Below are 16,084 nucleotides of genomic sequence, written 5' to 3' on the forward strand. Positions count from 1 at the left end.
CTCAGACCGGGACGCGGACCTGCTGCAGGATCCCGCCCAGGACGGCCTCGGTGCGGACGCCCTCGAGCTCCGCCTCCGGCTCCAGCTGGATGCGGTGGCGCAGCACGGGCAGGACCATCGCCTGCACGTGGTCGGGGGTGATCGAGCCGTAGCCGTTGAGCCAGGCCCAGGCGCGGGACGCCGCGAGCAGGGCGGTCGAGCCGCGGGGGCTGGTGCCGAGCTTGACGCTCGGGCTCTCGCGGGTGGCTCGGGCGAGGTCGACGATGTAGCCGAGGACGTCGGGGCCGGCTCCGACGCGCCGGGCCGACGCCTGGGCGGCGCGCAGACGAGCGGCGTCGAGCACGGGGCGCACGCCCGCGGCGTCGAGATCGCGCGGGTCGAAGCCCGCGGCGTGGCGCGAGAGCACCTCCACCTCGACGTCGCGCGGCGGGATGTCGAGCACGAGCTTGAGCAGGAACCGGTCCAGCTGGGCCTCCGGGAGCACGTAGGTCCCCTCGTACTCGACCGGGTTCTGGGTGGCGGCGACGAGGAACGGGTCCGGCAGAGGCAGGGTGCGCCCGTCGACGCTGACCTGGCGCTCCTCCATCGCCTCGAGGAGCGCGGCCTGGGTCTTCGGCGGCGTGCGGTTGATCTCGTCCGCCAGCAGGAGGTTCGTGAAGACCGGGCCCTCGCGGAAGGCGAAGCCGGAGGTGGAGGCGTCGTAGACGAGGGAGCCGGTGATGTCGCCGGGCATCAGGTCCGGCGTGAACTGCACCCGGCGGGTGTCGAGGCCGAGCGAGACGGACAGGGCGCGCACGAGCAGCGTCTTCGCGACTCCGGGGACGCCCTCGAGCAGGACGTGGCCGCCCGCGAGGAGGGCGATCAGGAGCCCGGAGACGGCGCCGTCCTGGCCGACGACCGCGCGGCCGACCTCGGAGCGGACCCGGTCGAGCTCGGCGCGCAGGTCGTCGTCGGAGACCGGCGCTCCGTCGCGGGCGGAGGGGGTGGTGTCGCTCATCGGGAGTGGCCTTCCGGTCGTCGGGCGGTCGTCGGGGAGAGGGCGGCGCGGAGCGCGCTCTCGAAGCGGAGGAGCTCGTCGGAGGCGGCGACGAGGGCGGCGTCGTCGCCCGGCAGGTCGTCGACGAGCAGACGGCGCAGCGCGGCCTGATCGCGGCCGAGGCGCTCGGCGGCGACGGCGACGATCTCGTCGACCCCGGTCGCCGGAGCGAGTCCCAGGAGCGCGGCCGTCCGCCGGAGGGTGCCGATGCGCAGTGCGTCGAGGGCGCGGGGCCGGAGGGCTCCGCGCGCGTAGAGCCGCGCGCGGCCGCGGGCCGTCTCGCTCGCATGCACGACGACCGGCAGCGGCTCGACCGCGAGCGGGCCGAGCCGGCGGCCGCGCCAGACGGCGGAGGCGACGAACACGGCCACCAGCAGCAGGAGAGCCGGAGTCACCCAGCCGGGGGCGAGGTCGGCGGGTGCAGGGGTGGTGCTCGCCGAGTCGGCGGCTCCGGCGCGGTACCAGACCAGCCGGTCCTCACCGCCGAGCAGTCCGAGTGCGAGAGCGGCGCGGCCGTCCTGGCCGATGGTGCCGTTGCGGAGGAGGTCGGCGTCGCCGATCGCGGTGACCTCGGCGCCCTGCGGGAACCCGGTGCTCACGAGCAGGAAGCCGTCGTCGCCCGAGGGGAAGCAGCCGACGGCGTCGCCGTCGTCGAGGATCCGGTACGTGCTCCCTCCGGCGGGGAGCGTCCCGGCGCGCTCAGCCGCGGGGAGCGGGCACTCGGCGCGGAAGGGGCCGTCGCCGGCCGGGGAGCCGGCGAAGCGGACGTCCGGCAGCAGGGCGTCGAGCGCGGCTCCTCCCGGGGTCACCAGGACGAGCGAGGCCGAGGCGCGGGCGAGCCGGCGGTACTGGGCCTCGTCGAGGGCCACGTCCGGGTCGTCGACGAGCAGTGTAGCGTCGGGGGAGGAGGCGGCGAGAGCGGAGTCCAGGTCGTCGGCGCGGACGACCTCGACGCCCTGATCGCGCAGCACCTGGGCGAGCGCGCGGGCGCCGTCCGGGGTCGCGCTGTCGACGTCGAGGTCCGGGGCGGCCACCCGGGTCCCGGTCGCGACGGTGAGCAGCAGAGTGCCGACCGCGACGATCACGAGCAGGAGCACCCACACCCGTCCGCGGCGCAGCAGCGCGCCGAGGGTCGGGCTGGAGACCGTGTCGGCGCTCACCGGGGCGCCGCCAGGGCGTCCAGGACCGGCGAGGCCGCGGCGAGCTCGCGGTCCAGAGCCGCGACCCGCTCGTACTCGGCCGGGCCGCAGGGCTGCCCGAGGTAGCGCACGCGGTCGAAGTCGTCGGCCGTGCGGCGCAGCGCGGCGGCGGAGGAGGGGAAGGCCGCAGAGGCGCGCGACGCCAGGCCGAGCGCGGTCGTGCCGGGCGAGACCCGCAGGACGGTCCGCTCGTCGAGGGAGCGCACCAGGGCGCGGAAGCGCTCGACGAGCGCCTCGTCCCAGTCCCCGCGGGCGGCCGCGGCCTCGGCGAGCGAGCGGAGGATCGCGGCCGAGCGGGTGTCGTCGTCGGCGAGCACCGCTCCCGTGACGGTGCTGCGGCGACCGGCGCGGGGCCGTCCCGCGATGACGAGCGCGGCGACCACGAGCGCCACCAGCACCAGCACGCCGATCACGGCGGCGATCGGCACCGGCGGGCCGTCGCCCTGCAGCGTGAGGGAGGCGAACCAGTCGCGCACCGCCTGCACCACCCGGTCGAAGAGGGTCGGCTCGGCCGCCCGGTAGCGCGGGTCGGCGAGCTCCTCGAGGAGGAGTTGGCGCGCCTGCTCCGCGTCGGGCTCGAGAGGGGCCGCGGCGAGGATCACGGGCGCTCCGGCACGGGGAAGGGATCGGGGGAGGGGCGGCCCGCCGCGCGCTCCTCGACGTGGCGCATCAGCACCAGGTCGAAGCCCTCGCGGCGCATCCGTCGGTCGAGGTAGACCAGGCCCGTCACGGCCGACTGGAGCACGGTGCCGACGGCGCCGATCACGAAGCCCACGGCGACGGAGGCGATCGTCACCACGAGCGAGGTGACGAGCTGCGCGTCCGGGTCGGTCGGGGCGATCAGGGCGCCGGCGATCGGGATGAGCAGGCTGAACGGCGTGGCCACGATCTGGCCGGCGACCTGGATGATCACGGTCATCAGCGCGAGCGCGCCGAAGGTGCGCCAGAAGCCGCCCGCCACCAGCCGCCAGGAGCGCGCCACCGCACGGCGCAGCGGCAGCCGCTCGACGACGATCAGGCTCGGAACCAGGGCGAGCTTCGTCGACAGCCAGACCCCCAGCGCGAGGGCGACCAGGCCGGAGCCGACGAGTACCAGGATCCCGCCGACGATCGCGCTCGACGTCCCGTCCATCGCTCCGATGACGAACAGCGGCACGGCGAGCGCCACGGCGAGGAGCACCAGGAGGAGGTAGCCGACGCCCTGCAGGACCGTCCAGCCGATCAGCGCCCAGAAGCGGCCCCGCAGCCGGGCGAGCAGCTGTCGGAAGGTCGCCCGCTCGCCGAGGACGCCGCGGGTGACCTCGAGCACGACCACGCCCTGCACGAGGGCACCGCTGGCGAGCGAGACGGCGAGGGGGATGAGGGCGGCCAGGACCACGACCGCGAGGGAGCCCGCGCCGACGGCGTCGCGGTCGGCGGACTCCGCCTGCGCGATGCGCCCGACGGCGAGCACCGCGATCAAGCCGTAGACCGCCAGGGCGAGCACCGACCCGAGGCCCTGCACCAGCAGGGCGACGCCCAGGGTCGTGCGGGGGCTGCGGCGGAGGACCTGGAACGGGGCGCCGAGCAGGGTGCCGAAGCCGAGCGGGCGCAGCGGCACGAGACCGGGCTTGGGCGGGGGAGTCCAGCCGGGCGCTGGGCGTCCGGGCGACCAGGGGCCGGCGCCGGCGGGCGACCAGGAGCCCCCGGCGGGACCGGGTGGTACGGGGCCTGCGCTCGGCGGCGCGGGCGACCAGGCCGGGGCGACGGGAGCGGGCAGCGGCCTGCGCCGGTCGCCGTCCTGCGCCGGGACGGCCGCGTCGTCCGGACGCCCTGCGGGCGGGGGCCACTGAGCTGCGTCGGTCATCCCCTCCATGCTGTCACAGGCGTGCGGGCGGGGTCCTCCCCCGAGCGGACCCCCTTCGCCCGCAGAGCCCGCTCCCCGCCCACGGAGAGGTGCGTCGGTTAGCCTGGGTCGGGTCACCGTGCGCGCCGTGGGCGGGCGCGACCCGAGACGAGGAAGAGCAGACCGATGAGCGCGCGCATTCTGGTGGTCGACGACGACGCCGCCCTGGCCGAGATGATCGGCATCGTCCTGCGCGCCGACGGGTACGACGTCTCCTTCTGCGCGGACGGCTCAGGCGCCCTCGAGGCCTTCCGGCGGGCCCGGCCGGACCTGGTCCTGCTCGACCTGATGCTGCCCGGGATCGACGGGATCGAGGTGTGCCGCGCGATCCGCGCCGAGTCCGGCGTCCCCGTCATCATGCTGACGGCCAAGTCCGACACTTCCGACGTCGTGCAGGGCCTCGAGTCCGGCGCCGACGACTACATGGTCAAGCCGTTCGACCCCAAGGAGCTCGTCGCGCGGATCAGGACGCGCCTGCGTCCCGCCACCGCCGCCGCGAACGCGGTGCTGCAGGTCGGGGACCTGAGCCTCGACGTCGCCGGCCACGAGGTCCGCCGCGGCGAGACGCGCATCGGCCTGACCCCGCTCGAGTTCGACCTCCTCCTCGCCCTCGCCTCCAAGCCCCAGCAGGTCTTCACCCGCGAGATGCTGCTCGAGCAGGTCTGGGGCTACCACTACAAGGCCGACACCCGCCTCGTGAACGTGCACGTCCAGCGCCTGCGCGCCAAGGTCGAGAAGGACCCGGACGACCCCCGCATCGTGATGACCGTGCGCGGCGTCGGCTACCGCGCCGGCGCCGTCCTCCTGGGCTGACCGTGCCCCGCCTCGCCGCTCCCGACGTGCGCCGGTGGCCCCGCCGCGTGCTCGGGGTGTGGCGCACGTCGCTGCAGTTCCGCGCGGTCGCGATCACGGTCCTGCTCAGCGGCATCGCCATCGGCTCGACCGGCGTCTACCTCTCGTACAGCATCAGCGACAACCTGTTCCAGTCACGGCTGACGCAGGTCACGGGCGACACGTCGCGCGCGACCCGGGCCGCGCAGGGATACCTCGACGCCGCCACCGTCTCCACCCGCCAGGACATGGAGGAGGTGATGAGCTCGGTGCGCACCGCCGTCCGGGACGCCTCCTCCTCCGCGCTGATCGCCGTCGTGCGCTCGCCCGACCAGGAGGCGTCCTCGCTGGCGCCTCAGGACATCTACAACCGCGAGCTGCAGAACGGCGTGATCAGCGACGCGCTGCGCGAGCGGGTGCAGGCGGGCTCCGACGGGCAGTACTGGCAGTCGGTGACGCTCGACGCCTCCGGTCAGCAGCAGCCCGGCATCCTCGTCGGCTCGACCCTCGAGCTGCCGAGCTCGGCCGGGCGCTACGAGCTGTACATCGGCTACTCCCTCGCGGACGCGGAGCGCACGCTCCAGTTCGTGCAGCAGGTGCTCAACGTGGCGGGGATCCTGCTCATCCTGCTGATCGGAGCGGTCAGCTGGGTCGTCGTGCGGATCGTCGTCGCCCCGGTCCGGGTCGCGGCCGAGACGAGCCAGCGCCTCGCCGCCGGCGACTTCGACGTGCGGATACCCGAGCGGGGCCAGGACGTGATCGCGACCCTCGCCCGGTCCTTCAACGGCATGGCCGACAGCCTGCAGGACCGGATCAGCGAGCTCGCGACGCTCAGCCAGGTCCAGCAGCGCTTCGTCTCGGACGTCTCGCACGAGCTCCGGACGCCGCTGACGACGATGAAGCTGGCCGGGGACGTGCTGTACGACCAGCGCGAGGACTTCGCCCCGGTCGCCGAGCGCACGGTCGAGCTGCTGCACAGCCAGATCGACCGCTTCGAGAGCCTCCTCGCCGACCTGCTCGAGATCTCCCGCCACGACGCGGGATCGGCCGAGCTCGAGCTCGAGCCGGTCAACCTGGTGAAGCTGGCCGGCGACGAGATCGAGGCGATGCGCGGGATCGCGGAGGCGAACGGTTCCCGGCTCACTCTCTCCGCCCCGGGCGGCTACTTCGACGCCGACCTCGATCCGCGCCGCATCCGCCGGATCGTCCGCAACCTGCTGGGCAACGCGATCGAGCACGGCGACGGCCGCGAGGTCGTCGTCACCGTCGACAGCAACGCCAGCGCGGTCGCCCTCGCGGTGCGCGACTACGGGCACGGCATGAGCAGCGAGGAGGTGGTGCGCGTCTTCGACCGCTTCTGGCGCGCCGACCCGTCCCGCCGCCGCACGCTCGGCGGCACCGGCCTCGGCCTCTCCATCGCGCAGGAGGACACCGCCCTGCACCACGGCTGGCTGCAGGTCTGGTCCGTGCCCGATCGCGGCGCCTGCTTCCGCCTGACCGTGCCCCGGCACCGCGGCGAGCGGATCGAGGCCTCGCCGCTCCCGCTGCCCCCGGTCGACGCGGGCGAGCAGGCCTACAGCGGCCCGATCGTCCTCCCGCCGCTGCAGGCTCCTCCGGTCGGGGCCGCGGGGGTGCTCCCGTGAGGCGCGGCGTCCTCCGCGCCGTCGCGGCCGCCGCGCTGCTCGCGTTCGGGCTGGCCGGGTGCGCCGGCATCCCGCGGGACGGCGACGTCGGAGTCGGACGGCCCGACACCGCGCCGCAGGACCTCCAGTACGACTTCCTCCCGTCGGGACCCGCCGTCGGTGCGTCGCAGCGCGACATCCTGACCGGCTTCATCGACGCCGCGTCGAGCCCGCAGAACAACTACAAGATCGCCCGCGAGTTCCTCTCCACCGGAGCCGACTGGACGCCGGGCGAGCACGTGACGGTCGACGAGGGCCAGCGCTCCGCCTCGCCGCAGTCGGGATCCACGCTCTCGCTGACGATCACGCCCGTCGCCGAGGTCGACGCGACCGGCGTCTACACCGACGTCGCCACCACGGCCGGCCTGACCCTCGACTACGGCTTCGTCCAGGAGAACGGCGAGTGGCGCATCAGCGCGCCGCCGAGCGGCGTGGTGATCGACCGCACCACCTTCGAGCAGGTCTTCTCGACGCACGCGCTCTACTTCTTCGACCCCGGATACCAGTACCTCGTGCCGGACCTGCGCTGGTTCGCCTCGCGCGCCGACAGCTCCACCAGCACCACGATCGTCACCGAGCTGCTGCGCGGCCCCACGCCGTGGCTGCGGGACTCCGCCGCCGTCGTGTCGGCCTTCCCGACCGGGACGACGCTGGCGGCCGAGACCGTCCCGGTCGAGTCGCAGCGCGCCGTGGTGGACCTGAACCCGGCCGCTCTCGAGGCCGATCCGGCGCAGTGGCGGCTGATGGCCCTGCAGCTGAACCGGAGCCTCGCGAACGTCTCGAACGTCACCGGAGTCGCGCTCTCGGTCGAGCAGAACCCGATCGACGTCCCCTCCGAGGTCACCGGCCTGCCGACCTCGCCCCGCGTCGACACCCGGCCGCTCGTGCTGACCGACGACGCCTTCGGATTCCTCGGCTCCTCCGGGCTGGCCGGCCTCGGGATCTCGGATCGGATCGAGGCGCTGCAGCCGCGGGCCGCGGTCCTCGGCGAGCAGCGCGGGGCCGACTCGGACGCATCGGCCGCTGTGCTCACCGCCGCGGGCGTGAGCCTCGTGGAGCCCGACGGTGCCGACGTCCTCCTCGACGCGCGGTCGGGCCTCGTCGCGCCGTCCATCGATCCGCTCGGGTACGTCTGGTCGGTGCCGTCGGCCTCGCCCGGGCAGCTGGTGGCGTACTCCGCGGACGGCTCGCGCTCGATGCAGGTCGCGACGGCCTGGAGCGAGGTCGAGTCGCTCGCCTCGATCGCCGTGTCGCGCGACGGCACCCGGATGCTGGCGCTCGCCCAGGACGGGCAGCAGGCCACGGTGCTGGTGGCCGGCATCACCCGCTCACGGGACGGCGACCCGGTGGCGGTCGGCGAGCCGGTCGTCCTCCGCTCGACCCTGGGGACCGCGGTCGCCGCGGCCTGGACGGACGAGCTCGACGTGGTGTCGGTCGTGCGCGGCTCGACGGGAGAGGACGCCGTCACGATGAACCTGCTCGGCGGAGGCGCCACGGCGCTCGGCACGACGACGGGCACGGTCCAGATCGCCGCGGGCAACACCTCGACCCAGGTCCGCATCCTCGCCGAGGGCGGGGAGCTCCGGCAGCAACGGGGCTCGGCCTGGCAGACGACCGCGACGGACATCCGGCTGCTCGCGACGCAGACCGGCATGGGGTCCTGACGGGTCCTGTCGGCGACGACGAGCCCTGTCGACGACGGCGCTCCCCGGATGCTCCTCCCCAGGCGCGTCGGGCGGGCGGATCGTCCCGATCCGACGGATCCACCCACCGCGCCGCGGCCCGGACGGCGAACGTGGAGGCATGCTCTCCGATCACCTGCTCGACGCCCTCGCCGTCCTCCTCCCGCTGGAGTGCCCCGCCTGCGGAGAGCCGACGAGCCGGGCGCCCTGTCCGGACTGCTCGGCCGACGCGGCCGCCTCGGCCTGCATGCTGACCCGCGACGTCGGACCGCCGGACGATCCGCTCCTCGTCGTCACCGGTGCCCCGTACGAGGGCACGGTGCGCCGCCTCGTCGTCGCGCTGAAGGAGGAGGGCCGCACGGCCAGCCTCGCCCCGCTCGGCGCGCTGCTGCGTCCCGCTCTCGGCGCGGCGCTCGCCGGCAGCCCCGCGATCCTGGTCGTCCCGCCCGGCTCCTGGCTCGGCCGCGTGCGGCGGGGCGCCGATCCCGTCGCGCAGCTGGTCGCCGCGGCGGGAGGGCGGGCGGCGCGTCCTCTCCGGCGGTCGCGGATGGTCCGCGACCAGGTCGGGCTCGGCCGCGTCGAGCGGCGCGGCAACCTCGACGGGGCGTTCCGCGCCCGCCGTCCGCTCTCGTCGTGGCCGCCGGTGGTCCTCGTCGACGACGTGGTCACCTCCGGCGCGACCCTGCTCGAGCTCCGGCGCGCCGTGCGTGCGGCCGGCGGGACGGTCCGGGCCGCGGCGGCCCTGGCCGGCACCGCGCAACGAGGAGGGAACGTAGCAGCAGAATCCGGACGAACTCCCGGTGACGATCCGGTGGCCGGGGTCTACGGTGGGGGCACGGCGTGAACGGTCCGCCCCGGAGAAAGGCGGCACGCCGTACTCGACTGGGAGGTTGTCATGGACATCGACATCACAGGACGCAACATCGACATCACCGATCGCTTCCGCGCGTACGCGACGGAGAAGTCGGACAAGGTGGCGCACCTCGCCGATCGTGCTCTCGCACTCGAGATCAAGGCGAGCAGGCACGCCGAGGGCAAGGGCTCGGCCGGCGGCGACCGCGTGGAGCTGACGCTGATCGGCAAGGGGCCCGTGGTCCGGGCCGAGGCGAGCGGAGCCGACAAGTACGCGGCGTTCGACGTCGCCATCGGCCGGCTGCTCGAACGGGTGAGACGCGCCAAGGACCGGAAGAAGGTCCATCGGGGCCAGCATCGGCCGACCTCGCTCCGCGACGCGGCCGCCGACGACTTCAGCGTCGTCGCCATCCAGCCGGCCGACGCGGCGGTGCTGGAGCAGCTGAGCACAGGCGTCATCCCCGTGCAGGAGGCGCCGGAGCCGGTCGAGGACGAGGTCGAGGAGCCGTACTGCCCCGTCGTCATCCGCAAGAAGGTCTTCGCCTCCGTCTCGATGACCGTCGACGACGCCGTCGACTACATGGAGCTGGTCGGACACGACTTCTACCTCTTCATCGACTCCGACACGAACCGCCCGAGCGTGGTCTACCGCCGCAAGGGCTGGGACTACGGCGTGATCGGCCTCGGCGACGAGGCCGACGAGCTCGCCGAGCAGGCCGCCGGCTGAGATCCGACCCCGGGCCCAGGCAGGGAGTCCGCCCAGGGCGGACGCGTCGGCCCGACCGCTCGCCGCCCGCCCCGGCTAGGCTGGTCGCGGTCCGCGCTCCGGCGCGCGACTCCTGTCTTCTATTTTTTTGGAGTACCCCGTGGCCTCTGTCCTCGAAAAGGTCCTTCGCGTCGGGGAGGGGCGGGTCATCCGCCGCCTCGAGAACTACGCGAAGGCCGTCAACGCCCTCGAAGAGGACTTCACGCACCTCAGCGACGAGGAGCTGAAGAACGAGACCGTCGAGCTGCGCGAGCGCTACTCGAACGGCGAGTCCCTCGACGACCTGCTGCCGGAGGCGTTCGCCGCCGTCCGCGAGGCCTCGCGCCGGACGCTCGGCCTCCGCCACTTCGACGTGCAGCTCATGGGCGGCGCCGCCCTGCACCTGGGCAACATCGCCGAGATGAAGACCGGAGAGGGCAAGACGCTCGTCGCGACCCTCCCGGCCTACCTCAACGCGATCGCCAGCCGCGGCGTGCACATCGTCACGGTCAACGACTTCCTCGCGTCGTACCAGTCCGAGCTGATGGGGCGCGTGTTCCGCGCCCTCGGCATGACGACCGGAGTGATCCTCTCGGGCCAGACCCCGGAGCAGCGCCGTGAGCAGTACTCGGCCGACATCACCTACGGCACGAACAACGAGTTCGGCTTCGACTACCTCCGCGACAACATGGCGTGGCAGGCGCAGGACATGGTCCAGCGCGGCCACTTCTACGCCATCGTCGACGAGGTCGACTCGATCCTCATCGACGAGGCCCGCACCCCGCTGATCATCTCCGGACCGGCGTCGGGCGAGGCGAACCGCTGGTTCGCGGAGTTCGCCAACCTCGCCAAGCGCCTCGACGAGGGCGAGGACTTCGAGGTCGACGAGAAGAAGCGCACTGTCGGCGTCCTCGAGCCCGGCATCGAGAAGGTCGAGGACTACCTCGGCATCGACAACCTCTACGAGTCGGCGAACACCCCGCTGATCTCGTTCCTCAACAACGCCATCAAGGCGCGCGCGCTGTTCAAGAAGGACAAGGACTACGTCGTGCTGAACGGCGAGGTCCTGATCGTCGACGAGCACACCGGCCGCATCCTGGCCGGACGCCGCTACAACGAGGGCATCCACCAGGCCATCGAGGCGAAGGAGGGCGTGCAGGTCAAGGCCGAGAACCAGACCCTGGCCACCGTCACGCTCCAGAACTACTTCCGCCTCTACGCGAAGCTCTCCGGCATGACCGGAACGGCCGAGACCGAGGCCGCCGAGTTCATGTCGACCTACAAGCTCGGCGTCGTCCCGATCCCGACGAACCGCAAGATGCAGCGCATCGACAACGCCGACCTCGTCTACAAGAACGAGCAGGTCAAGTTCGCCCAGGTCGTCGAGGACATCGCGGAGCGCCACGCGGCCGGGCAGCCGGTCCTCGTCGGCACGACCAGCGTCGAGAAGAGCGAGTACCTCTCGCGCCTGCTCGCCAAGAAGGGCGTGCGCCACGAGGTCCTGAACGCCAAGAACCACGCGCGGGAGGCGGCCATCGTCGCCCAGGCCGGCCGCCTCGGCGCCGTCACCGTCGCGACCAACATGGCCGGTCGAGGCACCGACATCATGCTCGGCGGCAACGCCGAGTTCCTCGCGGTCTCCGAGATGACGGCCAAGGGCCTGAACCCCTCCGAGACTCCGGAGGAGTACGAGGCCGCGTGGGACGAGGTCTTCGCCGCCGTCAAGGAGAAGGTGGGCGAGGAGGCCGAGAAGGTCCAGGCCGCCGGCGGCCTCTACGTGCTCGGCACCGAGCGCCACGAGTCGCGCCGCATCGACAACCAGCTCCGCGGACGCTCGGGGCGCCAGGGCGACCCGGGGGAGAGCCGCTTCTACCTCTCGCTCACCGACGACCTCATGCGCCTGTTCAACTCCGGCGCCGCCGAGGCGCTCATGGGCCGCGGCAACGTCCCGGACGACATCGCCATCGAGTCGAAGGTCGTCTCGCGCGCCATCCGCAGCGCCCAGTCGCAGGTCGAGGCCCGCAACGCCGAGATCCGCAAGAACGTCCTCAAGTACGACGACGTCCTCAACCGCCAGCGCGAGGCGATCTACTCGGACCGCCGCCACATCCTCGAGGGCGACGACCTGCACGAGCGCACCCAGAAGTTCCTCGTCGACGTGATCGACGAGATCCTCGAGGTGCACACCGGCGACGGCAACGGCGACGACTGGGACTTCGACGCCCTCTGGACCGAGCTGAAGACGCTGTACCCGATCAGCCTCACCATCGACGAGGTGGTGCAGGAGGCGGGCAGCCGCGGCCGCATCAACAAGGAGTTCATGCGCCGCGAGATCCTCTCGGACGCGCAGCTCGCCTACCAGCGCCGCGAGGAGCAGCTGGGCTCTCCCGCCATGCGCGAGCTCGAGCGCCGTGTCGTGCTCTCGGTGATCGACCGCCGCTGGCGCGACCACCTCTACGAGATGGACTACCTCAAGGACGGCATCGGCCTGCGCGCGATGGCCCAGCGCGATCCGCTGGTCGAGTACCAGCGCGAGGGCTTCGCCCTGTTCCAGCAGATGATGGGGCAGATCCGCGAGGAGACCGTCGGCTTCCTCTTCAACCTCGAGGTCGAGGTGACCCAGAAGCAGGGCGAGGTCGCCGGAGTCGCGGCCAAGGGCCTCGCTCAGCCGGTCGCTCCGGCCGAGAAGCTCAGCTACTCAGCCCCGAGCGACACCGGCGGCGTCGAGGTCCGCGACCAGCGCGGACAGGTGCAGCAGGCGGCCACCGCGAAGGCCCGCGCCGAGGAGGCCCGCAAGGCGCTTCCCGAGGGCGAGGCGGAGGAGACTCCGACGACCGGCGCCTTCGGCCAGAAGCCGGGCGGCTCGGACGCCCCCGCCAACCGCGAGGAGCGGCGCGCGCAGTCCAAGCGCCGCTGAGTCCTCCCCGGACGACGCCGACGGCCCCGGTCCCGCAGCAGCGGGTGTCCGGGGCCGTCGGCGTTCCTGCGGAGGCTCGGAGCCCGCCTCGCCCGCCGTCAGGACTCGCCGCGCGCGAGGGCCGAGACGAAGCCGCCGGCGAAGGTGTCGCCGAGGCCGATCGTCGTCGGCCGGTCCGTCTCGAGGACGAGCCCGGGGACGCAGCAGGCCTCGAGCGTCGACTCCACCGCTGCGCACACCGCTTGCGAGCCGGGCTGGGGAGGGAGTCCGCCGACGCGGTCGTAGTCGGCGGCGGTGAAGCCGTCCCCGAGGAGGTCGCGGAGCTCGGTCGCGCGGATCATCTCGTCACCGACGCCCCGCCGCCCCCGGAGCTCGAGGAGGCCCTGCGCGACAGGGGAGTGGAGATCGTGCTCCCGGCCGGTGCGGCCGCCCGGGAGCGCTGACCCGCTCCTCACAGCACGTTGATCGCGGTGGCACGCCAGCGCGCGTCCGTGCCTTCGAGCCGGATCGCGACGGCCCGGCTCCGTGCGCGGTGATGCACCAGCACGACTCCCTCGACGACACCGTCCCGCGGCTCCGTGACGATCACCCGTCCGACCGTGAACGGGACGCGCTGCGCCGTCCGCTTCCGCAGGCTGCGGGCGCGGGCCGCGAGCACGACCCGCTTCTGCAGGTGGTGGTAGACCTCGTCGCTCAGCCACCGCGCGATCTGGTCGATCTCGCGCGAGCCCTCGAGGATCTCGATCACGAGGTGCGTGAGCCGGGCGAGCAGGGGCTCCGGTTCGGGCAGCTCCGCGCGGGTCGCAGGCTGCGGGGCGAAGAACTCCGCGAGGGTGAGCCGCTCCACGGCCGCCTCGGGGTCGAGGGGGAGGGTGCGGTAGTCGAAGGCGTGGAGGGGAAGGCTCATGCGGCGATCTCCTGGGGCAGGACGAGCTGTTCACGGGTCCGGGTCACCTCTCTGCTCGACGGGCGGGGCGCGCTGGGTCGGCACGCGAGGACGACCTCATCGAAGCAGTCGAGGGATGCTCATGGAAGGCAGAGGCGCAGACTGTGGATAATCGTCGGCCGTCCCGAGCTGTGGACAGCGAGCCCGGCGTGCGCCGCCCGGCCGCGCCCTAGGCTTGTCGGGTGTCGACCCTCAGTGACCTCGTCCTCTCCCACGGCCGATCCGACGAAGCGGACGTCGAATGGCTGCACCTGCTCGTCGGCGACCTGCAGCTGCTCGCCGACCTGGCCTTCGCCGACATCGTGCTCTGGGTGCCCACGGCCGACGACAGCTTCGTCGCCGTCGCCCACGCGCGCCCCAGCAGTGCGGCGACGCTCTTCTACCGCGACTTCGTCGGGCAGAGGATCAAGTCGGAGTGGCGCGCCCAGGTCGTCGAGGCGTTCGAGACGGCGCGGATCGTCGACACCTCCGCCCCGGACTGGTTCGAGGAGACGCCCACCCGCGTGCGCGCGGTGCCCGTCCTGCGCCGCCTGGGAGCCTCCGACGGCGGGACGACGGACCGCCCCATCGCGGTCGTCACACGCCACACCAACCTCAGCGAGACGCGCACGCCGAGCCGGCAGGAGTTGACGTTCAACGACTGCGCGAACGACCTCTTCTCGATGATCGCCTCGGGCGACTTCCCCGATCTGGGCGCGCCGACCGGTCCTCGCCGCGGGGCGCCGCGCGCGTCCGACGGCCTGATCCGCCTGGACGTCGACGGCGTCACCACGTTCGCGAGCCCCAACGCCCTCTCGGCGTTCAACCGCATCGGCTTCGCCGACGAGCTCGAGGGGGAGTCGCTCGCCGAGGTCACGACGAAGCTGATCGCGGGGAAGGTCGTCATCGACGAGTCGCTCCCGCTGGTCGTGACCGGCCGGGCGCCGTGGCGCACCGACATCGAGGCCCGCGGAGTGACGGTGTCGCTGCGCGCGATCCCGATCCGCGACCGCGGCGAGCGGGTCGGCGCCGTCGTCCTGTGCCGCGACGTGACGGAGCTGCGCCACCAGGAGCGGGAGCTCATCACCAAGGACGCGACGATCCGCGAGATCCACCACCGCGTGAAGAACAACCTGCAGACCGTGGCCTCGCTGCTGCGGATCCAGGCCAGGCGCACCCACTCCGACCTCGCCCGGGAGGCGCTCACGCAGGCGATGCGCCGCGTCGCCGCCATCGCGGTCGTGCACGACACGCTCTCGGAGGGGCTGAACCAGAACGTCGACTTCGACGCGGTCTTCGACCGGGTGCTGCTGCTGATCGCCGAGGTCGCCTCGACCCACAACACCACGGTGCACCCGAAGCTGACGGGGAGCTTCGGCAACCTGCCCAGCGAGTACGCGACTCCGCTCGCCCTCGCCCTGACCGAGCTGGTCACCAACGCCGTCGAGCACGGCCTGGCCGGACGGGAGGGCGACGTGGAGATCGTCGCCTCGCGCAGCGACGACGAGCTCACAGTGAAGGTGCGCGACACGGGCGTCGGGCTGCCGGAGGGCAAGGTCGGATCGGGCCTGGGCACGCAGATCGTGCGCACGCTCATCCAGGGCGAGCTCGGCGGCACCATCGACTGGCACACGCTGGTCGGGCGCGGCACCGAGGTCACCATCGAGGTGCCGCTGCGGTGGCTGGAGCGCGCCCGCTCCTGAGCCCGGAGACGACGCGACCCCCGCTGCCGAGAGGCGACGGGGGTCGGGGTCGTTCGTGCCGCCGAGCGGCTCGTGCGCCTAGGAGGCGCGGCGTGCGCGGGCGGCGCGGCGCTTCAGGGCGCGACGCTCGTCCTCGCTGAGGCCGCCCCACACGCCCGAGTCCTGGCCGGTCTCGAGGGCGTACTGGAGGCAGACCTCGGTGACGGTGCAGCGTGCGCACACCGACTTCGCCTTCTCGATCTGGTCCACGGCCGGGCCGGTGTTGCCGACCGGGAAGAAAAGCTCGGGGTCTGCGGTGAGGCAAGCGGCCTTGTCGCGCCAGTCCATGCGGGTGCTCCTTGTGTGAAGGCGTGCGTGGAGGAACCACGCAGTGTTCGGGTGGGATGATCGATCCACGCCGACGATCCCGACCAGTACTCGACCTCCGCGCCCTCACCGGCGCACGCCACGAGGCCCCGTGCTGGAGCGCGGGGTGGATCGGGGTGGTGGACGGGAGAACGCTCGGTTCTTGCCGGTGCACTCGACGCGATGCGTGAGCACTGCGTCGGCCACCCGGCTCCAGTGCTGGTCATCCGGCTCGCCCCCGTGCCTGACGGCGCGGCGGGATCGGATGTTCACATCGGCGGA

General features: G+C 73.1%; 14 protein-coding genes. 7 read left to right on the forward strand and 7 right to left on the reverse strand.

The annotated features are described in order from the left end of the window. Nucleotide 1: 1 nt before the first annotated feature. From C5C25_RS01360 to C5C25_RS01375, 4 genes are read right to left on the reverse strand one after another with little or no spacing between them, the layout of a single operon-like run. Nucleotides 2–997 carry a MoxR family ATPase gene (locus C5C25_RS01360; RefSeq protein WP_104224137.1) on the reverse strand — a complete coding sequence of 332 codons (996 nt, stop codon included), beginning with the start codon at nt 995–997 and terminating at the stop codon, nt 2–4. Further along, nucleotides 994–2,196: a DUF4350 domain-containing protein gene (locus tag C5C25_RS01365; protein WP_104232801.1), complete on the reverse strand. Its 1,203-nt coding sequence runs from the start codon at nt 2,194–2,196 to the stop codon at nt 994–996. Before C5C25_RS01365 ends, C5C25_RS01360 begins: the two co-directional genes overlap by 4 nt. Beyond that, on the reverse strand, nt 2,193–2,837 hold the full coding sequence (locus C5C25_RS01370) for a DUF4129 domain-containing protein (protein WP_104249502.1): 645 nt from the start codon (nt 2,835–2,837) through the stop codon (nt 2,193–2,195). The genes C5C25_RS01365 and C5C25_RS01370 overlap by 4 nt, the downstream gene beginning before the upstream one ends. Then, complete coding sequence (locus C5C25_RS01375; RefSeq protein ID WP_146078410.1) at nt 2,834–4,081, reverse strand: hypothetical protein; 1,248 nt, start codon at nt 4,079–4,081, stop codon at nt 2,834–2,836. Before C5C25_RS01375 ends, C5C25_RS01370 begins: the two co-directional genes overlap by 4 nt. 165 nt (nt 4,082–4,246) lie before the next feature. Between C5C25_RS01375 and mtrA the strand changes: the two genes are divergently transcribed. The 6 genes from mtrA to secA all read left to right on the forward strand — a co-directional run bounded on the left by mtrA (nt 4,247) and on the right by secA (nt 12,829). Further along, nucleotides 4,247–4,933: an MtrAB system response regulator MtrA gene (gene mtrA, locus C5C25_RS01380; RefSeq protein WP_104232798.1), complete on the forward strand. Its 687-nt coding sequence runs from the start codon at nt 4,247–4,249 to the stop codon at nt 4,931–4,933. A gap of 2 nt (nt 4,934–4,935) precedes the next feature. Further along, on the forward strand, nt 4,936–6,594 hold the full coding sequence (gene mtrB, locus C5C25_RS01385; protein WP_244229464.1) for an MtrAB system histidine kinase MtrB: 1,659 nt from the start codon (nt 4,936–4,938) through the stop codon (nt 6,592–6,594). Next, entirely contained in the window at nt 6,591–8,297 is a 1,707-nt protein-coding gene (locus C5C25_RS16370) for an LpqB family beta-propeller domain-containing protein (RefSeq protein ID WP_181065417.1), read from the forward strand. The genes mtrB and C5C25_RS16370 overlap by 4 nt, the downstream gene beginning before the upstream one ends. Nucleotides 8,298–8,436: 139 nt before the next feature. Next, nucleotides 8,437–9,159 carry a ComF family protein gene (locus C5C25_RS01395; RefSeq protein ID WP_104249503.1) on the forward strand — a complete coding sequence of 241 codons (723 nt, stop codon included), beginning with the start codon at nt 8,437–8,439 and terminating at the stop codon, nt 9,157–9,159. Nucleotides 9,160–9,210: 51 nt separating this feature from the next. Next, nucleotides 9,211–9,894, forward strand: coding sequence for a ribosome hibernation-promoting factor, HPF/YfiA family (gene hpf, locus C5C25_RS01400; RefSeq protein WP_104224131.1), 684 nt, complete (start codon nt 9,211–9,213; stop codon nt 9,892–9,894). A 139-nt stretch (nt 9,895–10,033) separates the two neighbouring features. Then, the gene (gene secA, locus C5C25_RS01405; protein ID WP_104225488.1) at nt 10,034–12,829 is read left to right on the forward strand and encodes a preprotein translocase subunit SecA; all 2,796 of its coding nucleotides are present in this window, start codon (nt 10,034–10,036) and stop codon (nt 12,827–12,829) included. Nucleotides 12,830–12,927: 98 nt separating this feature from the next. Here the strand turns inward: secA and C5C25_RS01410 are convergent, their stop codons facing one another. Then, nucleotides 12,928–13,170 carry a carbohydrate kinase family protein gene (locus C5C25_RS01410; RefSeq protein WP_146079407.1) on the reverse strand — a complete coding sequence of 81 codons (243 nt, stop codon included), beginning with the start codon at nt 13,168–13,170 and terminating at the stop codon, nt 12,928–12,930. A 110-nt stretch (nt 13,171–13,280) separates the two neighbouring features. Beyond that, on the reverse strand, nt 13,281–13,736 hold the full coding sequence (locus C5C25_RS01415) for an Rv3235 family protein (protein WP_219812255.1): 456 nt from the start codon (nt 13,734–13,736) through the stop codon (nt 13,281–13,283). A gap of 221 nt (nt 13,737–13,957) precedes the next feature. Between C5C25_RS01415 and C5C25_RS01420 the strand changes: the two genes are divergently transcribed. Continuing rightward, the gene (locus C5C25_RS01420; protein WP_104224128.1) at nt 13,958–15,457 is read left to right on the forward strand and encodes a sensor histidine kinase; all 1,500 of its coding nucleotides are present in this window, start codon (nt 13,958–13,960) and stop codon (nt 15,455–15,457) included. 78 nt (nt 15,458–15,535) lie between these two features. Here C5C25_RS01420 and C5C25_RS01425 read toward each other — a convergent pair whose 3' ends face one another. After that, complete coding sequence (locus C5C25_RS01425) at nt 15,536–15,784, reverse strand: WhiB family transcriptional regulator (RefSeq protein ID WP_055788231.1); 249 nt, start codon at nt 15,782–15,784, stop codon at nt 15,536–15,538. Nucleotides 15,785–16,084 lie beyond the last annotated feature (300 nt).

This window comes from Rathayibacter sp. AY2B9, from assembly GCF_002931595.1.
In the GTDB taxonomy this organism is placed as follows: Bacteria; Actinomycetota; Actinomycetes; order Actinomycetales; family Microbacteriaceae; genus Rathayibacter.